This is a genomic window from Streptomyces sp. NPDC048295, assembly GCF_040652135.1.
Lineage (GTDB): Bacteria > Actinomycetota > Actinomycetes > Streptomycetales > Streptomycetaceae > Streptomyces.
Map to the genome: position 1 here is coordinate 57290 of NZ_JBEZLL010000039.1, position 16886 is coordinate 74175.

Sequence of the window (16886 nt, forward strand, 5' to 3'; positions counted from 1 at the left end):
GGCGGGGCGCAGCCCTGTCCACTCGACGACTGGAGGAGATCACTCGTGCTCATCCCCCGCCCGCGCCGCCGGATCAGCCGGCCTCGCCCGCAGCGCCCCCGCTACCCGCACCGCCCCGACCGGCTCCCCGGCGCCTGGAACCGGTGATGCCCCGCCCCCGGAAGAAGGGGCGCCGCCGCGAGGTCAAGAAGGTGCTGCGCAGTACCGCGACCTTTCCGGAGTACGACCGGCGCACCTGTCCCGAGGGCCTGGTCACGCGCCGCCAGTTACGGGACAAGGGCCTCAGCCCCGGCGGGCACGGACCGGTCGCGGTCCTGCGCTGCAAGGGGTGCTCGTACCGGCCCGACCAGTCGTGCAACCACCCCACCCGGGGCTGGCTCTACGACGTGAGCCTCGCCCGGCCGAAGCGGACGCCGACGCTCGCGCAGGAATGGGCGCTGGACCGGGCGATGGCCGCGAGGTCCACGTGCCCCGAATGCCTGCGCCGGTACTACTTCTGCCTCCCGCTGCGCACCCAGGGCCGCTGCGACCCCTGCGACAAGGGCTACGAACCCAGCCCCGACACCTACTTCGCGTCCACGGCCCCGGTCACCCACCGGCTGGCCGCCTGATTCAACGCACCGCCGCCTTCTGCTACCTGCACGAGGCCGCCGCCCTACTCACCGACAACGCCGGGCAGCGCCTCATCCGGGCTGCCCGGAACCTCACTCGCAAGGAGATCTCGCATGACCGAGCTGATCTGCTACCCGCCGATGCCCGAGCACAGCCTCGTGGTCCTCATCGGCCCGTCCGGCGCCGGGAAGTCGACCCTCGCCCGCACCTGGCCCGCCTCGCAGGTCCTGTCCCTGGACGCACTGCGGGAGGTCATCAGCGACGACGCGGGCGACCAGGACGCGACCGGCGACGCGGTCGCCGCCCTGCACCTGCTCCTGGAGGCGAGGATGCGCCGCCGACTGTTCACGGTCATCGACGCCACCAACGTCACCCCGGCCGCCAGGAAGCCGCTGGTCGCCGCCGCCAAGCGCCACGACATGCTCCCCATCGCGGTCCTGCTCACCACCCCCGGCAGCATCTGCATCGAACGGCAGGGACCGCGGCCGGCCAACCGCACGGTGCCGGAGAAGGTGGTCGCCCAGCAGCACGACGACATGTTCGCCTCCCGCCGCACGCTGAAGTCCGAGGGCTTCCCCGAGATCGTCTACTCCGACAGCCTCCCCCGGCTCCTGCCGTACCTGGAGCGCCTGAGCGAGAAGCGGCAGGCCGACCTCGGACTCGACGGCGGCGCCGGCCTCGGCGACCTGAACCTCGTACGCCGCATGTTCGGCGAGGAGATCCTGCCGTTGTGGAGGTGGCGCGACGGCTCGGACATCGCCGACGGCGACCGCGTCGCCGAGATCCGCCTCGGACAGCAGCGCCTCACCCTCGCCCTGCGGACCGACGTCGACGGTGAGGGCGACTACGGCTTCGACGTCCTGGTGCCGTGCCCGCACGACGACCAGTGCACCGCCCACGCCTGGGCGCCCGCCTACAGCGTCGTCTGCCTCTTCCGGGCGCTCAACGGCGACCTGGACGACGACGAGGACAGCGTCTGCACTCACCACGGCCCGGTGGCCGCTGTGGACCAGGAGCCCGACGGCCACGCCGCCGCGGTGCTCCGCGAGAGCGCTGGGAGCACGCGATGACCTTCCTCCAAGACAGCAAAGAGCCCGGCCGGAGCGACTGGGAGCTGGCCCGCCTCGTGGTGCACCTGCGCGGCTTCGCCGCCTACGCCGACGACCCGCGGGCCGACGCCGCAAGGAGCCTTGAGGCCGCGTTCACGGCCGACGAGCTCCGTCGGGCCGACGCCTTTCTGGAAGCCAGCCGTCAGGACGCCGGCCGCCTCGCCGCGGTCGAAGCCCGGCTCGGCGAGGACGGCACCGGCGATGAGGCGTGGCTCGTGCAGCAGCTCACGACGGCGTGGGCGCGGCTCGACGAGCTCCGGGACCGGATCGACACCGGCGGCAGCCTCATGGCCAACACCCATGTCGCCAGCGCCATCGACTACATCCGCGGATCCCGGCCGTGAGCCGTGCCGCCGGCGCTTCACCCACACCCCGAACCCACACGACCCGGCGACGCCGGGCATCCGCTGTTACCCCCGGGAAGGACACCCAGCCATGAGCATCACGATCAAGAACACGTACGGCACCGCGCACAACATCAGCGCGACCAACCCGGCCCACGTCACCAGCTGCGACCGGTACCGGTTACCGCTCGTCGGCACCATGGCCCCGGGCAACCCCGGCTACGAGGACATGGTCGAGATCCTGAAGGACAACGGCCACGACACCCGCCCCGAGGGGTACGGCCTGATCTTCCTGGAGTCCGAGGAGTTCTCCGCCACGTACTTCGGGTCGATCGCACAGATCGAGCAGTACCAGCGCGACAACGCCGACGGCACCGCGACCTTCGACGCCTCGCAGGGCGTCATGTACGCCCAGTGGCCCCACGGCAAGGGCTGGGACGCCTTCCTCCCCCGTACGTTCTGGAACGTGGCCGCGCGCGGCGGGATCGCGGACGGCGTCGGCCTCGTCACCGCCTTCGCTCACACCGAGATCCCGGGCGCGGAGGTCATCGTCTTCGAGTTCGAAGGCAAGTGGCTTCCCGACAGCGAGCCGCAGCAGCTGGTCACCTACCACTGCACCGGCTGCCACATGGACACCTTCCACGACTGCGGGCACGTCCACGAGAACACCGGCCCTGACAGCCGACGCTGGGCCGCCCGCCAGGCCCGCCAGCACCTCATCAGCGCCGCCCGGCACGGCGTCGGCAAGAACAGCGAATGCCGCCCCAACGGCGGCGAGATGCTGCGCGCCGTGAACGCGGCCGCCCGCGACATGTGGGGCACCACAGGCAACGCCCTCCCGGACACCGACGACGCGTACTGCGCCACCACGGGCCCCTGCTCGATCATCCGCGAACTGCGGGCCGGAGTCCGCCCGCCCACCTACCGCGCCTGACGGACGCTCCGTGCCGCCCCGGCCTCCGCACGACGGAGGCCGGGGCGGCACGGTGGTCCCTCAACACGGAAAGGAGTTGGACGTCATGCGCCGATACGAGGTCGACGTCCCGATACACCACGAGGCGGACCAGGAACGGCGAGGGCTTCACGTCTTCACCGGCCGCGCCGCCGGACCGGGCGAGGCCCTGGCCGCCGCGCACAACGCCTACGACCGGGCCGTGCAGCACAAGTACGCCGGCCTCCCGGCCCCCGACGACTCCAGCGACGGATGGGCCGCGCGCGGCCTGCGCCCCGGCTGGGTCCTGGACTGGCACAAGGCCACCGCCACGGCGTGGGTCAACCCCAACAGCCTGATGTGAATTCGCCCCGGGACAGGCGCTCCAGGCGTCGAAACCGATCGCCTGCCCCGGGTTCCCGATCCCGTACGAGACGAGTGGGAGACACCAGTATGGACTCCGTCCTGCACCCGACGGGCCGGTTTGGCCCGCGCACCCTTCTGATCACCGCCGCAGCTGTCCCGCTGACCGGCTGGGCGGTCCACGCGACCGTGCTGCTCAAGCAGATCGCCGCCAAGGAGAAGGACCCGCTGACCGGGTTGCTGCGCCGCGACGCCTACACCGTCCGCGCCCGCCGGCTCCTGGCCCGTCACGGCGACAAGGCGACCGTGGTCATGGTCGACGCCGACCACTTCAAGCAGATCAACGACCGGCTCGGACACGCGGCGGGCGACACCGTCCTCGCCGCGATCGGAGCCCGCCTCACCGCCTGGGCGGGCCCGCGCGCGTCCGTCGGCAGGCTCGGGGGCGATGAGTTCGCCGTGGTCCTGGAGCTGAAGGCCGACCGCCGCGCGCAGCGCCTGGAGCAGCTGGTCCGGATGCTGCACACGCCGGTCACCCTGGACGACGGCCGCACCGTCAGCGTCGCCGCCTCGGTCGGTGCCGCGGCCCCGGCCTCGGTCGGCTCCCGCGACCTGACCGCGTTGCAGAGGGCCGCCGACGCTGCTCTCTACGACGGCAAGCACTCCGGCCGGGCGGTCCTCGCGACGGCGCAGCACCGCACCGTGCCGTCCATCAACGGGCGCCGGGCCGGACGCCCGGGCACAGCGGTGTGGGGGCGGGCCGCATGAGCACAGTGACCCTGCCCGAGGGCGACTGGATCCGCGGCATCAGCATCCGGCAGCCGTACGCGGCCTGCATCCTCGCCGGAGCCAAGACAGTGGAGAACCGGCCCCGCCGGTGGCGGACCGGCTGGGTCTTGCTGCACACGAGCCAGACCGTCGACCGGCCCGCCCTGCGCGTCCCGCTGATCGGCCGCACGATCCGCGACCGCCAGCTGGTCACCGGCGCGGTCGTCGGCATCGCCCGGATCACCGACTGCCACCAGGACCTCGAGGGAGCGCCGCTCTGCTCGCCGTGGGCACACCCCGGGGCCTGGCACCTCGTGCTCCAGCACGTCCAGGAGCTGCCCCTGCCCGTCCCCGCGCGCGGACAGGTCGTCCCGTGGAAGCCGACGCCGGACCTGCTGGAGCGCGTGTTCCAGCAGCTGCCCGACTTCCAGCCGATGCGCTCCCACTCCGGGGAGCCCGTCCACAAGGCGTGCGCTGAGGACTGGATCGCCGCGAACCCCGTTGAGGCCCGCCTCGGCAGGTTCGCCTCCGACACCCAGCCCAAGAGCACCAAGCGCGCCACCCACGCCTGAACCCCTCCCCCCTCGGAGGTCCCATGAGCAGCACCGACCGCGACGTCGACCACGCTCTCGCCTACCCCGAGCCGCCGGCCTCTCCGCTCTGGCACCGCCACGGCGGCGCGGCGGCCCGGCCCCTCACTCCCGCTGAGCAGAAGCGCAACTGCGAGCTCCTGGTGCTCGTGCAGCGCACCACCCGCCCCCGCTCCCCGCGCCCCACCCAGACCCTGGCGGAGGCCAGCTGATGGACACCAAGCACTGCTCCGTCGACGGGTGGGCCGACGCGATCCCCGCCCCCGGCCCGCGTGGCACCGCCACCTTCGACCTGACCATCCGACCCGCCGACGCGGACCCCCTTCCCGACGACGCCTCCGACACGGTCGTCTCCTGCACCAGCGCGGCCGCCGGGATCGTCCACGAGCTGCTGACCGGCATACAGCCCGGCGACCTGCTGCGCGTCACCGGCACGATGCTCCAGCCGACGACGCCCGGCGAGCCCGCCCGGCTCACCGCGGACGTCCTGGAGGTCCTCGACACCGCGCTCATCCCGGTCCTGGGGGAGATGGTGCTCGACAGGTACGGCGACTACGTCGTCATCTTCGACGCCGACACCGACACCGACCAGGTCCCCGTCTTCACCGCGAGCGGGCAGTGGGTCGGCCTGGCCGACAACCCCGACGCCATCACCACCCTGATCGACATCTACGAGCGCGTGAACGGCGGTGACCGATGACCACCGTCGCGCCCTTGCGCACCGTCCTGGGGCGCTTCCCCGCCGGCCACCCCTGCGGCTCCTGGCCCGCCGACGAATACGCCGTCGCCCAGCGCGCCCAGGGCCTCGACGCGCACGTCGTGATGGACCTGCGCACCGACCAGTTCCTCGTGGTCACTGACACCACCGCCCACTGATCCACTTCACCGAGAGGTGCACATGACCGAGACCGAGACCATCCGCTACACCGCCGACGTGGTCGCCCTGACGCCCGACGGCAACGTCCTGCTGGTCGAGCGCGACTGGCCGCCGTTCGAGGGCGACTGGGCTTTGCCGGGTGGCCACCAGGACGAGGGGGAGACCAGCCGCATGGCGGCCGCCCGGGAACTCCTGGAGGAGACCGGGGTCCGCGTCGACCCCGACCAGCTGCGCGCGATCGGCACCTGGGACCAGCCGGGCCGTGACCCGCGAGGCAGGTACAGCACCGACGCCTACCTCGCCGTCGTTCCCGCCGGTACTCGGACGGTTGCCGGGGACGACGCCCGCACCGCCCGCTGGTGGCCCCTGAACAACCTGCCGGAGCACCTGGCGTTCGACCACGCCGACATCCTCAGCGCAGCCGCCCGCGCCCGCTACCTCACCTCTGAGCAGGAGCCCACCCGATGAAGCGACCCTTCTTCCGCCGCTGCGGCAACGCCGGCGCCTTCTCCCCCACCGACCAGGCCGTCGTCGACCAGTTCCGCGCGACGCTCACCGCGCTGCGCAACCCGCAGCCCTGGACGCCCGGCAGCGCCCAGGACATCGCCGTGCGCGTCGGGCCGTTCGTGGAACGTGCACACACCCGGCCCGGTGACGACCACGGCCCCGACATGATCGCCGTCGCCCTGGTCCACCCCGACACCCCGCACGCCGCGGCCTACCTCCACGGCCGCCAGCTCCGCTACACCGACCGCGGCTGGCTCCGCTGCCAGACCACCGCGATCCTCGGCTTCTGGCAGCCGGGCTACGCGATGCTCACCCACGCCGCAGCCGGCCTTCCCCTGCCCGACGACCTCGGCATGGAACTCGCCCACTACGCCCTCTACATCGAGGCCCGCAAACGCGACGACAGCCTCGACGGCTACACCCTGCTGCGCCTCGGCCCGTACACCCAGACCCGCCACGCCCAGCAGGACCACGACCGGATCACCGCCGCGCTGGACGGACAAAAGACCACCCTCATCCCCGGGTACCGCGTCGGCGCGCGGTACGCGCCGTTCGACGTCAGCGACCACCAGCTGTTCGCCGACCCGTACGAGGCCGACGCCGTCGTCCTCCTGGCCGCCGCCCTCGAAGGGGTGAGCGCGTGACCACGACCCCGTACGAGATCGAGACCAGCGAGGGCGACGACGGCACCATGCACCCCGTCGAACAGCTCTGGACCCCATGCGCCGACGACGCTGCCGACAGCGGCTTCGTCGCCCATCGCGGTCTCTACGTCACCGGAATCGACGACGCCACCGACGATCACCTCTATCCGGTCGCGTTCCTCGCCCTCGGACACCAGCGGTGGGCCGACATCATCGAGGCCGCCGCCGCGTACATGTCCCGGATCCACGGCTGGCGCAACCTGCATTTGTACCCGGGCGACGACCCCTCGGTGCTCATCCCCCGCATCCCGCGCGCCGTTCACACCCACGGCGTCTTCTTACGGCACCCGCACCCGGACCACGGCTGCGCCTGCGAGTGGGACGACGCCTGGAGGATGGTGTGGGCGTCGGCCGACGAACCCGGCGCCGTCCCGGTCACCGCCATGCGCCACCCCGCAGCCCCGGCGACCGCCGACGGCCTCCCCAACCCCGACCACGATGCGCCCGCTACCTGGGCAGCCTGACGCCAGCACGGCGAAGGCCCGTACTTCCCCGCACAGTTCAATGCGGGGAAGTACGGGCCTTCTTGCGTTTTGACCTCTTAACCGGCTTAAGAGCCGAAGGGACAGCTGTCGGCCATGAGGATCTGTGTTGGCACGGCTACGCCATCGCTGACTCTCGACCAGGAGCGTTGCTGTGATCGTCACCGAGCCGCTCCAGCAGCAGTTCCGCCACCACCGCAAGGTCAGCCGGAGAGAGCCGCGCGACCAGAGCGTCCACCACCTCCGCGGGAGACACCGAAGAGATCACCAGCGAAACCGATCCAGCAGGCGCTCCTCCTTCACTATTAACGGCGTTAACGGTCGGAGCCACCGAGCTCTCATCGGCCGCCTCCGCCGCAGAGGTATTAACGGCGTTAACGGTTTCGTCGCCATCCCGCTGCGACAGCACCCTTCGAGGAGAGCGCTGGCGGGGGGTATTAACGGCGTTAACGGTTTCCGCCGCCGCTGCTGCCTGCTGCTCCTTCGGCAGGCGGCCGATGCGGCGTGCTGGCTCTACCTTCAACTCGCCGGTTTCGACCTTCCCTTGAAGATCGGGGGTGAGCTCTAGTAGGGCCAGGCGCTGCGAAACCCAGGCGGGAGTCTTCCCGAGCCGCTTGGCCACCTTGCCTTGAGAACCGTGGACTTTGACGAGGCCCTTAATGGCCTTCGCTTGGTTCAAGGGGGGCACGTCCACGCGGTGAACATTCGCGACCAGCGCCGATTCCAGGATGTCTGCAGCGCTCGCGGCCAGATCATCGTTGACGTCGATCCGGAGTTCATCGAGCCCGGCGAGACGAGCGGCGGCCAGACGACGGTTGCCGTCGATGACGACGTACTCGGCATCGCCAAGGAGGTTCTCCTGGCCGGGGTGCGCAGACAGGAACGTTTCCCGTCGTGCCACCGTGATCGGCTGAACCTGTCCCCTGGCCCGCAGCGACTCGGCAGTCTCCTCAACCTCCGAGAGCTCTTCACGAGGGTTGAACGGGTTATGGGCCAGAGCGTTCAGCTTCACCGCCGCCGGTGGCCGACGACCCTCACCCTTGATGATCTGAGCGCGGGTCCGCACTTTGCGCGGAGTCTCGGTCAGATCCGCAGCCTCCGGGTCGATCGCAAAACCCTGCGTCACGCGCTCACCCTGGTTACGGGGCTTCGTCCTCCTCATACCGCCAACTCCTTCGCCAGATCCCGCATTGCATTCGCGTGCTCACTCTCGGGGGCGTACTCGAGCAGGGGGATCTCCCCGTCACTCGCCTCGCGCCCTTCCTTCAGGTCCCCAATGACAGCGAGAACGGCGGGGGAGGCGCTGCGCTCCCACTGATCCTTGTTCTGGCTGACGAGCTTTCCGCGGCGGCTGTCGTAGGCATTGACGACCAACCCCAGGTAGTCGACCTTGATCCGGCCCTTCACGCAAAGGTCGTTCATTTGCTTGGTGAGTAGCTTGAACGCCCGGTGGGACGCCTTGTTGGCCCACACCGGGGTGATCACGCCGGAGCGGTCCGCAAGCTCACCCTCTCGGCGACGTACGTAGTAGAGGGCAGTGTCCATGTTCAGCCCGAGGCTGGGCGGGCCGTCGATGATGATGACGTCGTAGTCGACTTCCAGCGGCTCCAGCGCGCGCTCCAGCGCAGCCTCGCTGAAGGACACCTTGGACAAGGACACGTCGCGAAGGAAGGCGTCGTCGGAAGCCGGCAGCAGATGCAGACGCTCGCCGAAGCGCTCGTGGTCCAAGGCCACCAGCAAGTCGTGGATGTCGCCCTTAGCCGTTCCCTCCATGTGCATGAGGAGGGTCTCCACGTCGTCCTCGTACATCAGTTCCTCGAAGCCGAGCTCTGAGGTGAGATGCCCTTGAGGGTCGTAGTCGACGATCAGGACCCGCTTGCCAGCCTCTGCGAGGGCTTGCGCGATGCCGCTGCTGATGAAGGTCTTTCCGACGCCGCCCTTCTGGTTGGCCACTATGACCCGCGTGACTGGCTGCGCGGTGAGAGGCGTTGTGGGGGAGGGGTGTGCCTCTAGCCAGAGATTGAGCGCCTGGGCGAGGCCCTGAACGTACGTCACGCCGCGGGCACTGCATTCTTCCTTGAACTTTTCAGGTTCGCCGGGGGGCAGGAAGGTGCCCCAGGTCTTGGCCCCGTCGGTGGCCGCTTCGGGAGGCTTCGGCACGTCGTACCACACCCGGATTGCGTGCTCCGCAGCGTCCTGGATGTCCATACCGTGCTCGAACGCCCGAATCTTCAGCAGACGACGAAGCTGAGGCGTGAGAGCGGTGATTAGCTTCTCACGGTCCCCGCGAGGGCTTGGGATGCTCATGGGGCGAACATTACTAGGAGTGTCAGATGGCTTCTGGCAATCAGTCCATATGTGCGACGGGTGTCGTAAATGCCCGCTACGCCGCGCGCACCACGCCCACGAGTGGGCGATCAGGCCAGAGACGGGAGTTGGCGACTTCTACGATGGAAAAGGCATGACACGAACGCCACCCGCCGCTGTCGCGACGCCCACGCCGTTTGCGACCCAGACCGGCCAGGCTCACCCGGGTACATCCCCGGCACGGGCCCGTGCATCCAGCTAAAGCCATCCCCCTGCTGACCCCGGGGAAGCGTGGGAACCTCCTGGAGAAGCGCCATGACCAAGAACGGTTCCAACACCCACAAGCACCGCATCCGTGCCCACGCGGCGAAGACCGGCAGCACCTACCGCCAAGCTGCTGAACATCTGAGCCAGCAACAGAGCCAAGAGGAGAAGGAGCACGCCGAACACTTGGCGCGCAGGCGTGCTCTCATCCACGACTCCGAGACACTCAGCGATGAGCGCGAGTACTACCTTGAAAGGATGCTCGCCGCCGACCTCCCGGGGCCGGTTAGGGCCTGCCTGTTCGTTCTCGCGGATCACCTTGGTACGGGCAACCTGATTGATACGCGAGGCGTAAACGTCAACCATTCCGAGCTGGTTCAGCTCACCGGCCTCGCCCCTTTGGCAGTCGAGGAAGCGCTGAACCTTGGCCGGGCACACGGCTGGATCACCGGGAACTTCACCGGAGGCCATGTACGCCTCTCAGTGCCGGGCGAGGAAATCCAGATGTACGAATGGTTCCTCACTCGCATCACACGCCCTGTAGCTGACGCCGATGTTCACGCCCGCGTGCTGGCACGCATCAACGCCGAACTTGCCGACCAGGCTCAAGAACGGGCTTACGCACAGAACGTCGTCGAGAACTTCATCGCGGGATGGACCACCTAGGCACGCCGTCTGGGCACGGTTGGCGCGCGCCCACGTCCTTCCGCTCTAGGGAGCGTATCGAGTCGTGATCAATCTGCGGGATGTGCCTTCGTGGCACGGTCTGGTCCGGTAGACCGTCTTACGTGACGCGAGTGCAACTGACCGATCCGGAGTGGGAGTTCATCGAGCCGTATCTGCCGATCGGCGAGTACGGCCCGTATCCCGAGCGGCTGCGGCAGCAGTTCGAGGGTGTGATCTGGCGGTTCAGGACGGGCGAGCAATGGCGGGAGATGCCGGCAGAGTTCGGCGCCTGGTCGACCGTCCACAACCGCTTCCGCCAGTGGCGTGACGCCGGGGTCTTCGAGGCCCTGCTGGAAGGCCTGATCGCGGAAGCCGCGAAGCAGGGTGAGGTGGATCTGTCCCTGGTCAGCATCGACTCCACCACCGCCCGTGCCCACCACGACGCGGCCGGGATGCACCTCGACGAGGACATCGTCACCGCTCTGGAGAAGGCTGCTGCCGAGGAGGAGAAGGCCAGGTCAAAGGGGGCGGCCTCGAAGAACAAAGCGGGCGGGAGGCCGAAAGCGATCCCGCGCGGGAAGAACGAAGACGCGTCCGGCGCCGGCGCAAACTCCGGCTGAAGGCCGCCCTCCTCGGACGCTCCAGGGGCGGGCAGACCAGCAAGGTCCACCTCGCCGCCGACCGCAAGTGCCGCCCGCTGGCGTTCATCCTGACCGCGGGCCAGGCAGCGGACAGTCCACAGTTCATCCCTGTCCTGAAGAAGGTGCGGGTGCGCGGGCCTGTCGGCCGTCCCTGTACCCGGCCGGACGCGGTCGCCGGAGACAAGGCTTACTCGTCTCGCGGCAACCGTGCCCACCTGCGCAAACGCCGTATCAAGGCGGTCATTCCGGAGAAGAAGGACCAGGCCGCCAACCGGAAGAAGAAGGGCAGTGGGGGCGGCAGGCCCGTCAGTCACGACACCGAGCTCTACAAGGAACGGAACACCGTCGAGCGGGCGATCAACAGGATGAAGGCATGGCGAGGCATTGCGACCCGCTACGACAAGACCCCGGGGAGCTACCTCGCCGGCCTCCACTTCCGCGCCTCGGTGATCTGGGTCAAGGACCTCACACGAGCAGCCCCTTGATCACAACCAAATACACTCCCTAGTGGTCGTCGCAACACCCTTACCCGAGGGGTGCGATGGACTTCAAGATCCTGGCTGGTGGTGCTCGTGTGGTCGGCGCGCAGCATTCGCACGGCCAGGGTCAGCTCTCGTAGCGGGCGCGCATCAGGTCGGCCCACTCCTGTGCGCAGGGCGTGTCGCCGGCGCAGTTCTCGCAGTGGGGCACCATGTCGGTGCGGCTGGGGTACGGCGTGTTCGAGCGGACTTCGACGGTCGTGCGCAGCGTGAGAGGGCGGCGGCACAGCGGGCAGAGGTCTCCGTGGAGCAGTTCCTTGTTCATGCGGCGCACTGTGCACACGTCGGCGGCTTACCGTCGCGGGCTGTCGTGACGGCCCGCTTGGCGGGCGCTGCGGTAAAGACTTGGTGATGGCCTCCCGCCCGGCGGGAAGGACCTCGGATCGCGCTTTTGCGCAGGTCGTGTCCGGTGTTCCATGGCCCGGTGATCAGTAAATCGGCGCTCCGTCCGGGTGACGGGGTGCGTTACCTCTTCCGCGGCGTGATGGTCGGTGACGGCCACCGCCCCGCGGGTAAGGCGCTGCGCGACGCCCAGGACGAGGCCGGTGTCCCGCCCGGGGTCTGGCGGGGCCGGGGTCTGGCCGCTGTCGGCCTTATGGCCGGGGATGTGGTGAGCGAGCGGCAGGCCGAACTGCTCCTGGGGGAGGGCCGGCACCCGGATGCCGACCGGATCGAGCGCGTGCGCCTTCAGGCGGGAAGCATGCGGGTTCGCGGATTCCTGGACGTGCATGAGCTGGAACCCGCGCGCGGCAGCTGCTGGGGCTGGGAGACCCGCGTCGGTTCGCGTCCCGCTTGGCAGTCCGGCCGGAAGAAACTTGGTTCGACGACCCCTTTGTCCACGGACAGTGGGACATCCGGGTGGCTTCACCGATGAGTCGTGGCCCCACCCAACAACGAGTTCTGGCCCCACTTCCTGATCTTCAAGGCCGGAAGCAGCAACGAGAGTTGGCCCCTTCTTCAGGCTGCTCTGTCGCCTTCCTCGCGTGGGTCTGACGTGAGAGTCTTGGCCGTTGACGAAGGGTTGACGGTATGGCGGAGACGGCAGGCCGAGGTGGCCGGACGGTCCTGGAGACGCTGGAGCGGGGCCAGGTCTGCAAAGGGGTGGTGTCGTCCATCGAGAGGTTCGGCGCGTTCGTCGACATCGGAGGCTTCGACGGACTGGTGAACGTGGCTGAGCTGACCTGGGCTCATCATTTCGAGGCGGTGTCGGACATTGTGGAGGTCGGACAGGAGGTCACCATCGTGGTCCTGGGCGTCGATGTCGAGCGGGAACGGGCTTCCTTCTCGCTGAAGGCGCTTTATCCGGATCCGCTTGAGGAGTTTGCTCGCGTTCAGTTCGGTCGCGTGGTTCCGGGCCGGGTGGAGAGGGTCGTGAGGATCGGAGCGTTCGTGCAAGTCCACGAGATTTTCGCGGGACTGGTTCCGATCCATGAGCTTGCAGAGCGGGATGCGGATCAGCCTGAGAGCGTCTTGCAGATTGATGATGAGGTTATGGTCGAAGTCGCTGGCATCAACCTGTATAGACGCCGGATCCTGCTGTCCCTCCGCTCGTGATGGGGTTGTCGGCTCACGGCGGGGTGATCGGTGTGAAGCCGCAGGTCATCCTGTGTTCGTCGCCGCCGGGCGCGGGTGTGGGAGAGGCGGTAGGAGTTGCCCGGCATGTGGGTTCTTGGCGGCTCGCTGGAAGAGCTGAGCACGATGTTGTTCGGCTACTCAGTAGCCCTGCGGGTCCGCAGAGTGGATGAGGAGTTCGCCTTCCATCCCTCCTCCGGACCGTTCGCCTCGTAGCTGAGTCGGGAGTACGGCCTGCCGATGGCCTTGGGCTGGGTCAGCGCGATTGAGCGGCATGTTCCCGACGCGCCGCCGCTGGACACGTTCTTCCGCTTGTTCGACGAGTTCCGGCAGCGCATGGCTGGCCGGGTGACCGGAGGCAAAGGGACGTTCTGACGGCTGGTGGTTGATCACTCATGACGAAGTCGGCGGGATGCCCCCCTGACCGCTGGTGGCCTGGGTCAACCGCAGGGTGGAGCCCTCGGTCAGGACGATGTGGGCATGGTGCAGGAGCCGGTCGATAGCAGCGGTGGCCAGGGTCTTGGGCATGATCGAATCGAAGCCTGAGGGGTGCAGGTTCGAGGTGACGATCAACGGCTGTCACGGGTGTAGGCGGCCGGTCTTCTCGGGGTGGGCGGCTTGGACGTAGCGCATTGCGGTGGAGTCGGCCAGGGCGAAGAGGCGGATGAGGCGGACGGGGTCCGCGCTGTGGCGGGCTTCGGCGAGGATCCGGTCCTGCCACAGGGCGCGGGCGGTCAGCCCGGTGCGGCCGATGGCGTTCCGCAGGAGTGTTTTGCCGACGGGTGGACCGGCGGGGTCGAGGGCGGTCTGGGCACTGACCAGGAGGTGGGGGTTGGCACAGGCGGGCCAGGTGTTCTGGCGGTGGCTGAGCCAAGTGCACAGGAGCTCGGTGGTGAGGGAGTCGAGGTAGAGGGTGCGGCTCGGCAGCCGGAGGCGGCCGTTGGCCAGGTCGAGGTCACGCAAGGGGATGGCGGCGGCCTGGGAGGGCAGGACGGCGTGGATGGCGGTGAGGGCGACGAGGAGGCGGGCGAGGGGGGTGTGAGCGCGGTCGAGGAGGCCGGCGAGCCGGTCGCTCGGCAGGGGGCGGGGCAGTGGCGGGTTGGCGGGCAGGTGGATACCGCGGGTGGGGTCGCGGAAGACGACGCGCTGTTGTTTCAGGGCGCCGAAGAGGCTGCGCAGGACATGATGCGCGCTGCGGGCGGGTTTGCCGGGTGTGCGGGTGAGGACGTCGTGGATGTCCTGTTGGGTGATGGCGGTCAGGGTGGTGGTGTGTTCGCTCCACATACGCACGATGGGTGCGGCCTGCCACAGGTAGCCGCGGATGGTGGCGGTGGGTAGGGGCCGGTGGCGGCGGCGTCCTTCGCCTTTGAGGACAGTGACCCAGTGCTGGAGTTCGGTGCGCATGGGGTCGGGGAAGGTGGCGGTGAGCCGGTTGATGGCGGCCTGGTCGTGATCGACGGTGGGTGCGGGCACGAGGTGCCCGAGCTGGGTGAGGAATCCGATGACCCGTTGGGCGCTGATGTTCGGATCGAGACGGGCCAGGGTCCGCAGGTCGGCTTCGTGGACGGGCGCCGCGGCGCCGAGGTGGGCCAGCACGATCCGCAGCGCGCGCAACGCTGCGGTGTGACCGTGCGGGTTGGGGTCGGTGACGCGGAGCTGGGCGCGGCAGAACCGGGTGAAGCCATCCAGCAGCCGTTCCGCGTCGGGGGTCAAGGCCGGTAGTTCGTCCGCAGTGAGCGAGGCGAGCCTGCTCCAGTCGCGCATTGCCGGGAACAAGGTGCCCTGCTGGGGGTCGACGAGATGCTCGGAGACGGGTCGTGGCGTCGGCCTGCGCCGGGCGCGTTCCCGGGCCCGGGTGCGGTGCGTGGTGGCGGTGGTGTCGTAGCCGAGGAAGCGGGCGGGGTGCTTGAGCTGGGTGACGGGCCGCTTGCCCAGGGCAAGCTGGAGCTGGGTGTGCCCCGGAGTGTCAGGGCCGTGTTCGCGGATGTGGATCAGGCAGCCCCGGCACAGGCCGGCCACCGTGGACAACGGCAGGGTGCGCGTGCAGCGGGCGCAGCTGGCCACGGGGTAGCGGACCGGCTCGTGCTTCCAGCTCTCGCAGCCCCGGCACAGCCCCTTGGTGACGCCCCAGCAGCCGCAGTGACCGCAACTGCGCGTCGGCCATCGGTTCTTGGGCTGGGTCCGCGGCATGAGCAGGCTGGCGCGGCGCAGGACTTCGACGGCGCCGCCGGTCCCGTCCTTAGGAAGCTGGTCGAAGTACTCCTCGGCAACGAGCCGGGCGCCGTCGGCATCCCGCATCGACAAGGCCGCCCGCACCAGCCTCAGCACCATCCGCCGCCAGGAGTTACTCACCTGGCGCTCGCCGGCAATCTCGGCTGCCAGGGCGGCGAGCCGGGGCCACTCCGGCCAGGTCCGGTCCCGGATCCGGGTCAGGTGAAGAGCATCGACCGTCCGCTGTGCGGGGAGGAGGACCCCCTGCCCGGGCACGGCTGCAGGGATTACGGCCTGATCGTCCAGATGCGGCCTTGCCCGGCGTCCGGCCTTCACGTTCCGCCGCTGGCTGCGCGGCCGTACGCTGCCGCGGGACAACGGCAGGGCGAGGCCGAGCCGACCGACGGACACGTGAACCATCAGCTGGATGTCCTCCGGCCCGAGCGCATCATCGAAGTCCGGGGCACGCCCCTGCGACCGTAGGGTGATCAGGCACAGGCGGCACAGCCCGTCGATACTCACCCGCTGCCGGTGCCGGCACAGCCTGCACTCCGCCGACGGCCCGGCGGCGGGCTGCCACTCCTTGCAGCCACCGCACACGTCACGGGCGAACACACCCCAGGTCAGGCACTCGCGGCACTGCCGCGTCCGCTCCACGTCAGCCTCAGTTCGGCGGAAGCAGGCGGCGCGGCCCATCGCGCCGAGGTACCGGGTGCACCGGCCCGGGCCTGGCCCTGGCCACCTCGCCCGCCGCCAGCGACTGCGGCTGCTCTTCAGAGGCTTCGGCGATGGCGACCGGCTCGGCCTGCATCAGGTCAGCGACCGTGCACTGCAGTGCCTGGCAGATCATGTCCAGATCCTCCAGGCGGACCGTCACCGGCGTCCCGCCCCACAGTGCCGAGGTCTTGCTCAGCGACGGGTTGAACCCCACTGCCTTGAACGCGGCCAGCAGTTGCACCGGACGCCAGATGTCCCGCTGGGCCGCTACCATGCGCAGATTCCACTTCACCGAAGGTTCCCCTGGTCCAGGAGCAGCCGTTGGGCGGCCCGCTCGGAGGCGTCACGGCCCGCCGCCTCGGGGTCCGCATGTACGGACGCGAGGTACCGGACCGTCGTGGTTGCCCAGATATGTCCCAGCAATTTCTGGACCTCCCACAAGGACATGCCGTTCTCATAGTTGTGCGCCGCACATGCGTGGCGCAGCAGATGTGGGAACAACTCCCGCACCGGACCGGTCAGGAATTCCGCACCCGCCCCCTTCAACGAGCGGCGGAACGTCGACGGTGTCACCGCCGGGGCGACCGGTGTCGGCGTACTCGTGAGAGTGCTCCACTGCGTACGGAGATCTGTGCACCAGGCTTCTCCTCCTGCGCGAGTCTCCAGCAGTTCCACGGCCGAG

The 16886-nt window shown here is 69.3% G+C and carries 22 protein-coding genes and 4 pseudogenes; 19 read left to right on the forward strand and 7 right to left on the reverse strand.

Translation table 11 applies throughout. The features are described 5' to 3' along the window. Window positions 1-146 precede the first annotated feature (146 nt). From AB0D53_RS37675 to AB0D53_RS37735, 13 genes and pseudogenes are all read left to right on the forward strand, one after another. Window positions 147-611 (forward strand): RRQRL motif-containing zinc-binding protein, encoded by a 465-nt coding sequence (locus tag AB0D53_RS37675; protein ID WP_362453876.1) that lies wholly within the window; start codon window positions 147-149, stop codon window positions 609-611. A 114-nt stretch (window positions 612-725) separates the two neighbouring features. After that, the gene (locus AB0D53_RS37680; RefSeq protein WP_362453877.1) at window positions 726-1682 is read left to right on the forward strand and encodes an AAA family ATPase; all 957 of its coding nucleotides are present in this window, start codon (window positions 726-728) and stop codon (window positions 1680-1682) included. Beyond that, window positions 1679-2065, forward strand: a complete 387-nt coding sequence (locus AB0D53_RS37685) for a hypothetical protein (RefSeq protein WP_362453878.1) — start codon at window positions 1679-1681, stop codon at window positions 2063-2065. Before AB0D53_RS37680 ends, AB0D53_RS37685 begins: the two co-directional genes overlap by 4 nt. A 91-nt stretch (window positions 2066-2156) precedes the next feature. Then, entirely contained in the window at window positions 2157-2999 is an 843-nt protein-coding gene (locus tag AB0D53_RS37690) for a hypothetical protein (protein ID WP_362453879.1), read from the forward strand. Window positions 3000-3084: 85 nt separating this feature from the next. Further along, window positions 3085-3360, forward strand: coding sequence for a hypothetical protein (locus AB0D53_RS37695; RefSeq protein WP_362453880.1), 276 nt, complete (start codon window positions 3085-3087; stop codon window positions 3358-3360). An 89-nt stretch (window positions 3361-3449) separates the two neighbouring features. After that, window positions 3450-4127, forward strand: coding sequence for a GGDEF domain-containing protein (locus tag AB0D53_RS37700; RefSeq protein ID WP_362453881.1), 678 nt, complete (start codon window positions 3450-3452; stop codon window positions 4125-4127). Beyond that, window positions 4124-4561 (forward strand): annotated as a pseudogene (locus tag AB0D53_RS37705) (hypothetical protein); the annotation flags it as partial. The gene AB0D53_RS37700 and the pseudogene AB0D53_RS37705, both read left to right, overlap by 4 nt. A 161-nt stretch (window positions 4562-4722) precedes the next feature. Further along, the gene (locus AB0D53_RS37710) at window positions 4723-4929 is read left to right on the forward strand and encodes a hypothetical protein (RefSeq protein WP_362453882.1); all 207 of its coding nucleotides are present in this window, start codon (window positions 4723-4725) and stop codon (window positions 4927-4929) included. After that, window positions 4929-5417 carry a hypothetical protein gene (locus tag AB0D53_RS37715; protein ID WP_362453883.1) on the forward strand — a complete coding sequence of 163 codons (489 nt, stop codon included), beginning with the start codon at window positions 4929-4931 and terminating at the stop codon, window positions 5415-5417. Before AB0D53_RS37710 ends, AB0D53_RS37715 begins: the two co-directional genes overlap by 1 nt. After that, entirely contained in the window at window positions 5414-5593 is a 180-nt protein-coding gene (locus tag AB0D53_RS37720; RefSeq protein WP_362453884.1) for a hypothetical protein, read from the forward strand. The genes AB0D53_RS37715 and AB0D53_RS37720 overlap by 4 nt, the downstream gene beginning before the upstream one ends. 22 nt (window positions 5594-5615) lie before the next feature. Beyond that, window positions 5616-6062, forward strand: a complete 447-nt coding sequence (locus AB0D53_RS37725; protein ID WP_362453885.1) for an NUDIX hydrolase — start codon at window positions 5616-5618, stop codon at window positions 6060-6062. Continuing rightward, complete coding sequence (locus AB0D53_RS37730; RefSeq protein ID WP_362453886.1) at window positions 6059-6745, forward strand: hypothetical protein; 687 nt, start codon at window positions 6059-6061, stop codon at window positions 6743-6745. The genes AB0D53_RS37725 and AB0D53_RS37730 overlap by 4 nt, the downstream gene beginning before the upstream one ends. Next, window positions 6742-7269 (forward strand): hypothetical protein, encoded by a 528-nt coding sequence (locus AB0D53_RS37735; protein ID WP_362453887.1) that lies wholly within the window; start codon window positions 6742-6744, stop codon window positions 7267-7269. Before AB0D53_RS37730 ends, AB0D53_RS37735 begins: the two co-directional genes overlap by 4 nt. 136 nt (window positions 7270-7405) lie before the next feature. Here AB0D53_RS37735 and AB0D53_RS37740 read toward each other — a convergent pair whose 3' ends face one another. Both AB0D53_RS37740 and AB0D53_RS37745 read right to left on the reverse strand, forming a co-directional pair. Next, window positions 7406-8449 (reverse strand): ParB/RepB/Spo0J family partition protein, encoded by a 1044-nt coding sequence (locus AB0D53_RS37740; protein WP_362453888.1) that lies wholly within the window; start codon window positions 8447-8449, stop codon window positions 7406-7408. Next, complete coding sequence (locus AB0D53_RS37745; protein WP_362453889.1) at window positions 8446-9594, reverse strand: ParA family protein; 1149 nt, start codon at window positions 9592-9594, stop codon at window positions 8446-8448. Before AB0D53_RS37745 ends, AB0D53_RS37740 begins: the two co-directional genes overlap by 4 nt. 315 nt (window positions 9595-9909) lie before the next feature. On the opposite strand from AB0D53_RS37745, the gene AB0D53_RS37750 reads away from it, so the two are divergent. Next, window positions 9910-10524 (forward strand): hypothetical protein, encoded by a 615-nt coding sequence (locus tag AB0D53_RS37750; RefSeq protein WP_362453890.1) that lies wholly within the window; start codon window positions 9910-9912, stop codon window positions 10522-10524. 122 nt (window positions 10525-10646) lie between these two features. Then, window positions 10647-11650, forward strand: a pseudogene (locus AB0D53_RS37755) (IS5 family transposase). Between the two features lie 121 nt (window positions 11651-11771). On the opposite strand, the gene AB0D53_RS37760 reads toward AB0D53_RS37755, so the two are convergent. Then, complete coding sequence (locus tag AB0D53_RS37760; RefSeq protein ID WP_362453891.1) at window positions 11772-11969, reverse strand: hypothetical protein; 198 nt, start codon at window positions 11967-11969, stop codon at window positions 11772-11774. A 219-nt stretch (window positions 11970-12188) separates the two neighbouring features. On the opposite strand from AB0D53_RS37760, the pseudogene AB0D53_RS37765 reads away from it, so the two are divergent. From AB0D53_RS37765 to AB0D53_RS37780, 4 genes and pseudogenes are all read left to right on the forward strand, one after another. Continuing rightward, window positions 12189-12383 (forward strand): annotated as a pseudogene (locus AB0D53_RS37765) (conjugal transfer protein TraA); the annotation flags it as partial. Between the two features lie 350 nt (window positions 12384-12733). Next, window positions 12734-13258, forward strand: a complete 525-nt coding sequence (locus AB0D53_RS37770) for a S1 RNA-binding domain-containing protein (RefSeq protein WP_362453892.1) — start codon at window positions 12734-12736, stop codon at window positions 13256-13258. A 105-nt stretch (window positions 13259-13363) separates the two neighbouring features. Further along, on the forward strand, window positions 13364-13492 hold the full coding sequence (locus AB0D53_RS37775) for a hypothetical protein (protein WP_362453893.1): 129 nt from the start codon (window positions 13364-13366) through the stop codon (window positions 13490-13492). Between the two features lie 24 nt (window positions 13493-13516). Next, the gene (locus AB0D53_RS37780) at window positions 13517-13651 is read left to right on the forward strand and encodes a hypothetical protein (protein ID WP_362453894.1); all 135 of its coding nucleotides are present in this window, start codon (window positions 13517-13519) and stop codon (window positions 13649-13651) included. 18 nt (window positions 13652-13669) lie between these two features. Here AB0D53_RS37780 and AB0D53_RS37785 read toward each other — a convergent pair. From AB0D53_RS37785 to AB0D53_RS37800, 4 genes and pseudogenes are all read right to left on the reverse strand, one after another. Next, window positions 13670-13849: pseudogene (locus AB0D53_RS37785) on the reverse strand (ATP-binding protein); the annotation flags it as partial. Between the two features lie 6 nt (window positions 13850-13855). After that, window positions 13856-15763 carry a hypothetical protein gene (locus AB0D53_RS37790; RefSeq protein ID WP_362453895.1) on the reverse strand — a complete coding sequence of 636 codons (1908 nt, stop codon included), beginning with the start codon at window positions 15761-15763 and terminating at the stop codon, window positions 13856-13858. Between the two features lie 388 nt (window positions 15764-16151). Beyond that, on the reverse strand, window positions 16152-16496 hold the full coding sequence (locus AB0D53_RS37795; RefSeq protein ID WP_362453896.1) for a helix-turn-helix transcriptional regulator: 345 nt from the start codon (window positions 16494-16496) through the stop codon (window positions 16152-16154). Continuing rightward, window positions 16493-16886 (reverse strand): tyrosine-type recombinase/integrase (locus tag AB0D53_RS37800; protein WP_362453897.1); only part of this gene is annotated, 394 nt, incomplete at its 5' end. The genes AB0D53_RS37795 and AB0D53_RS37800, both read right to left, overlap by 4 nt.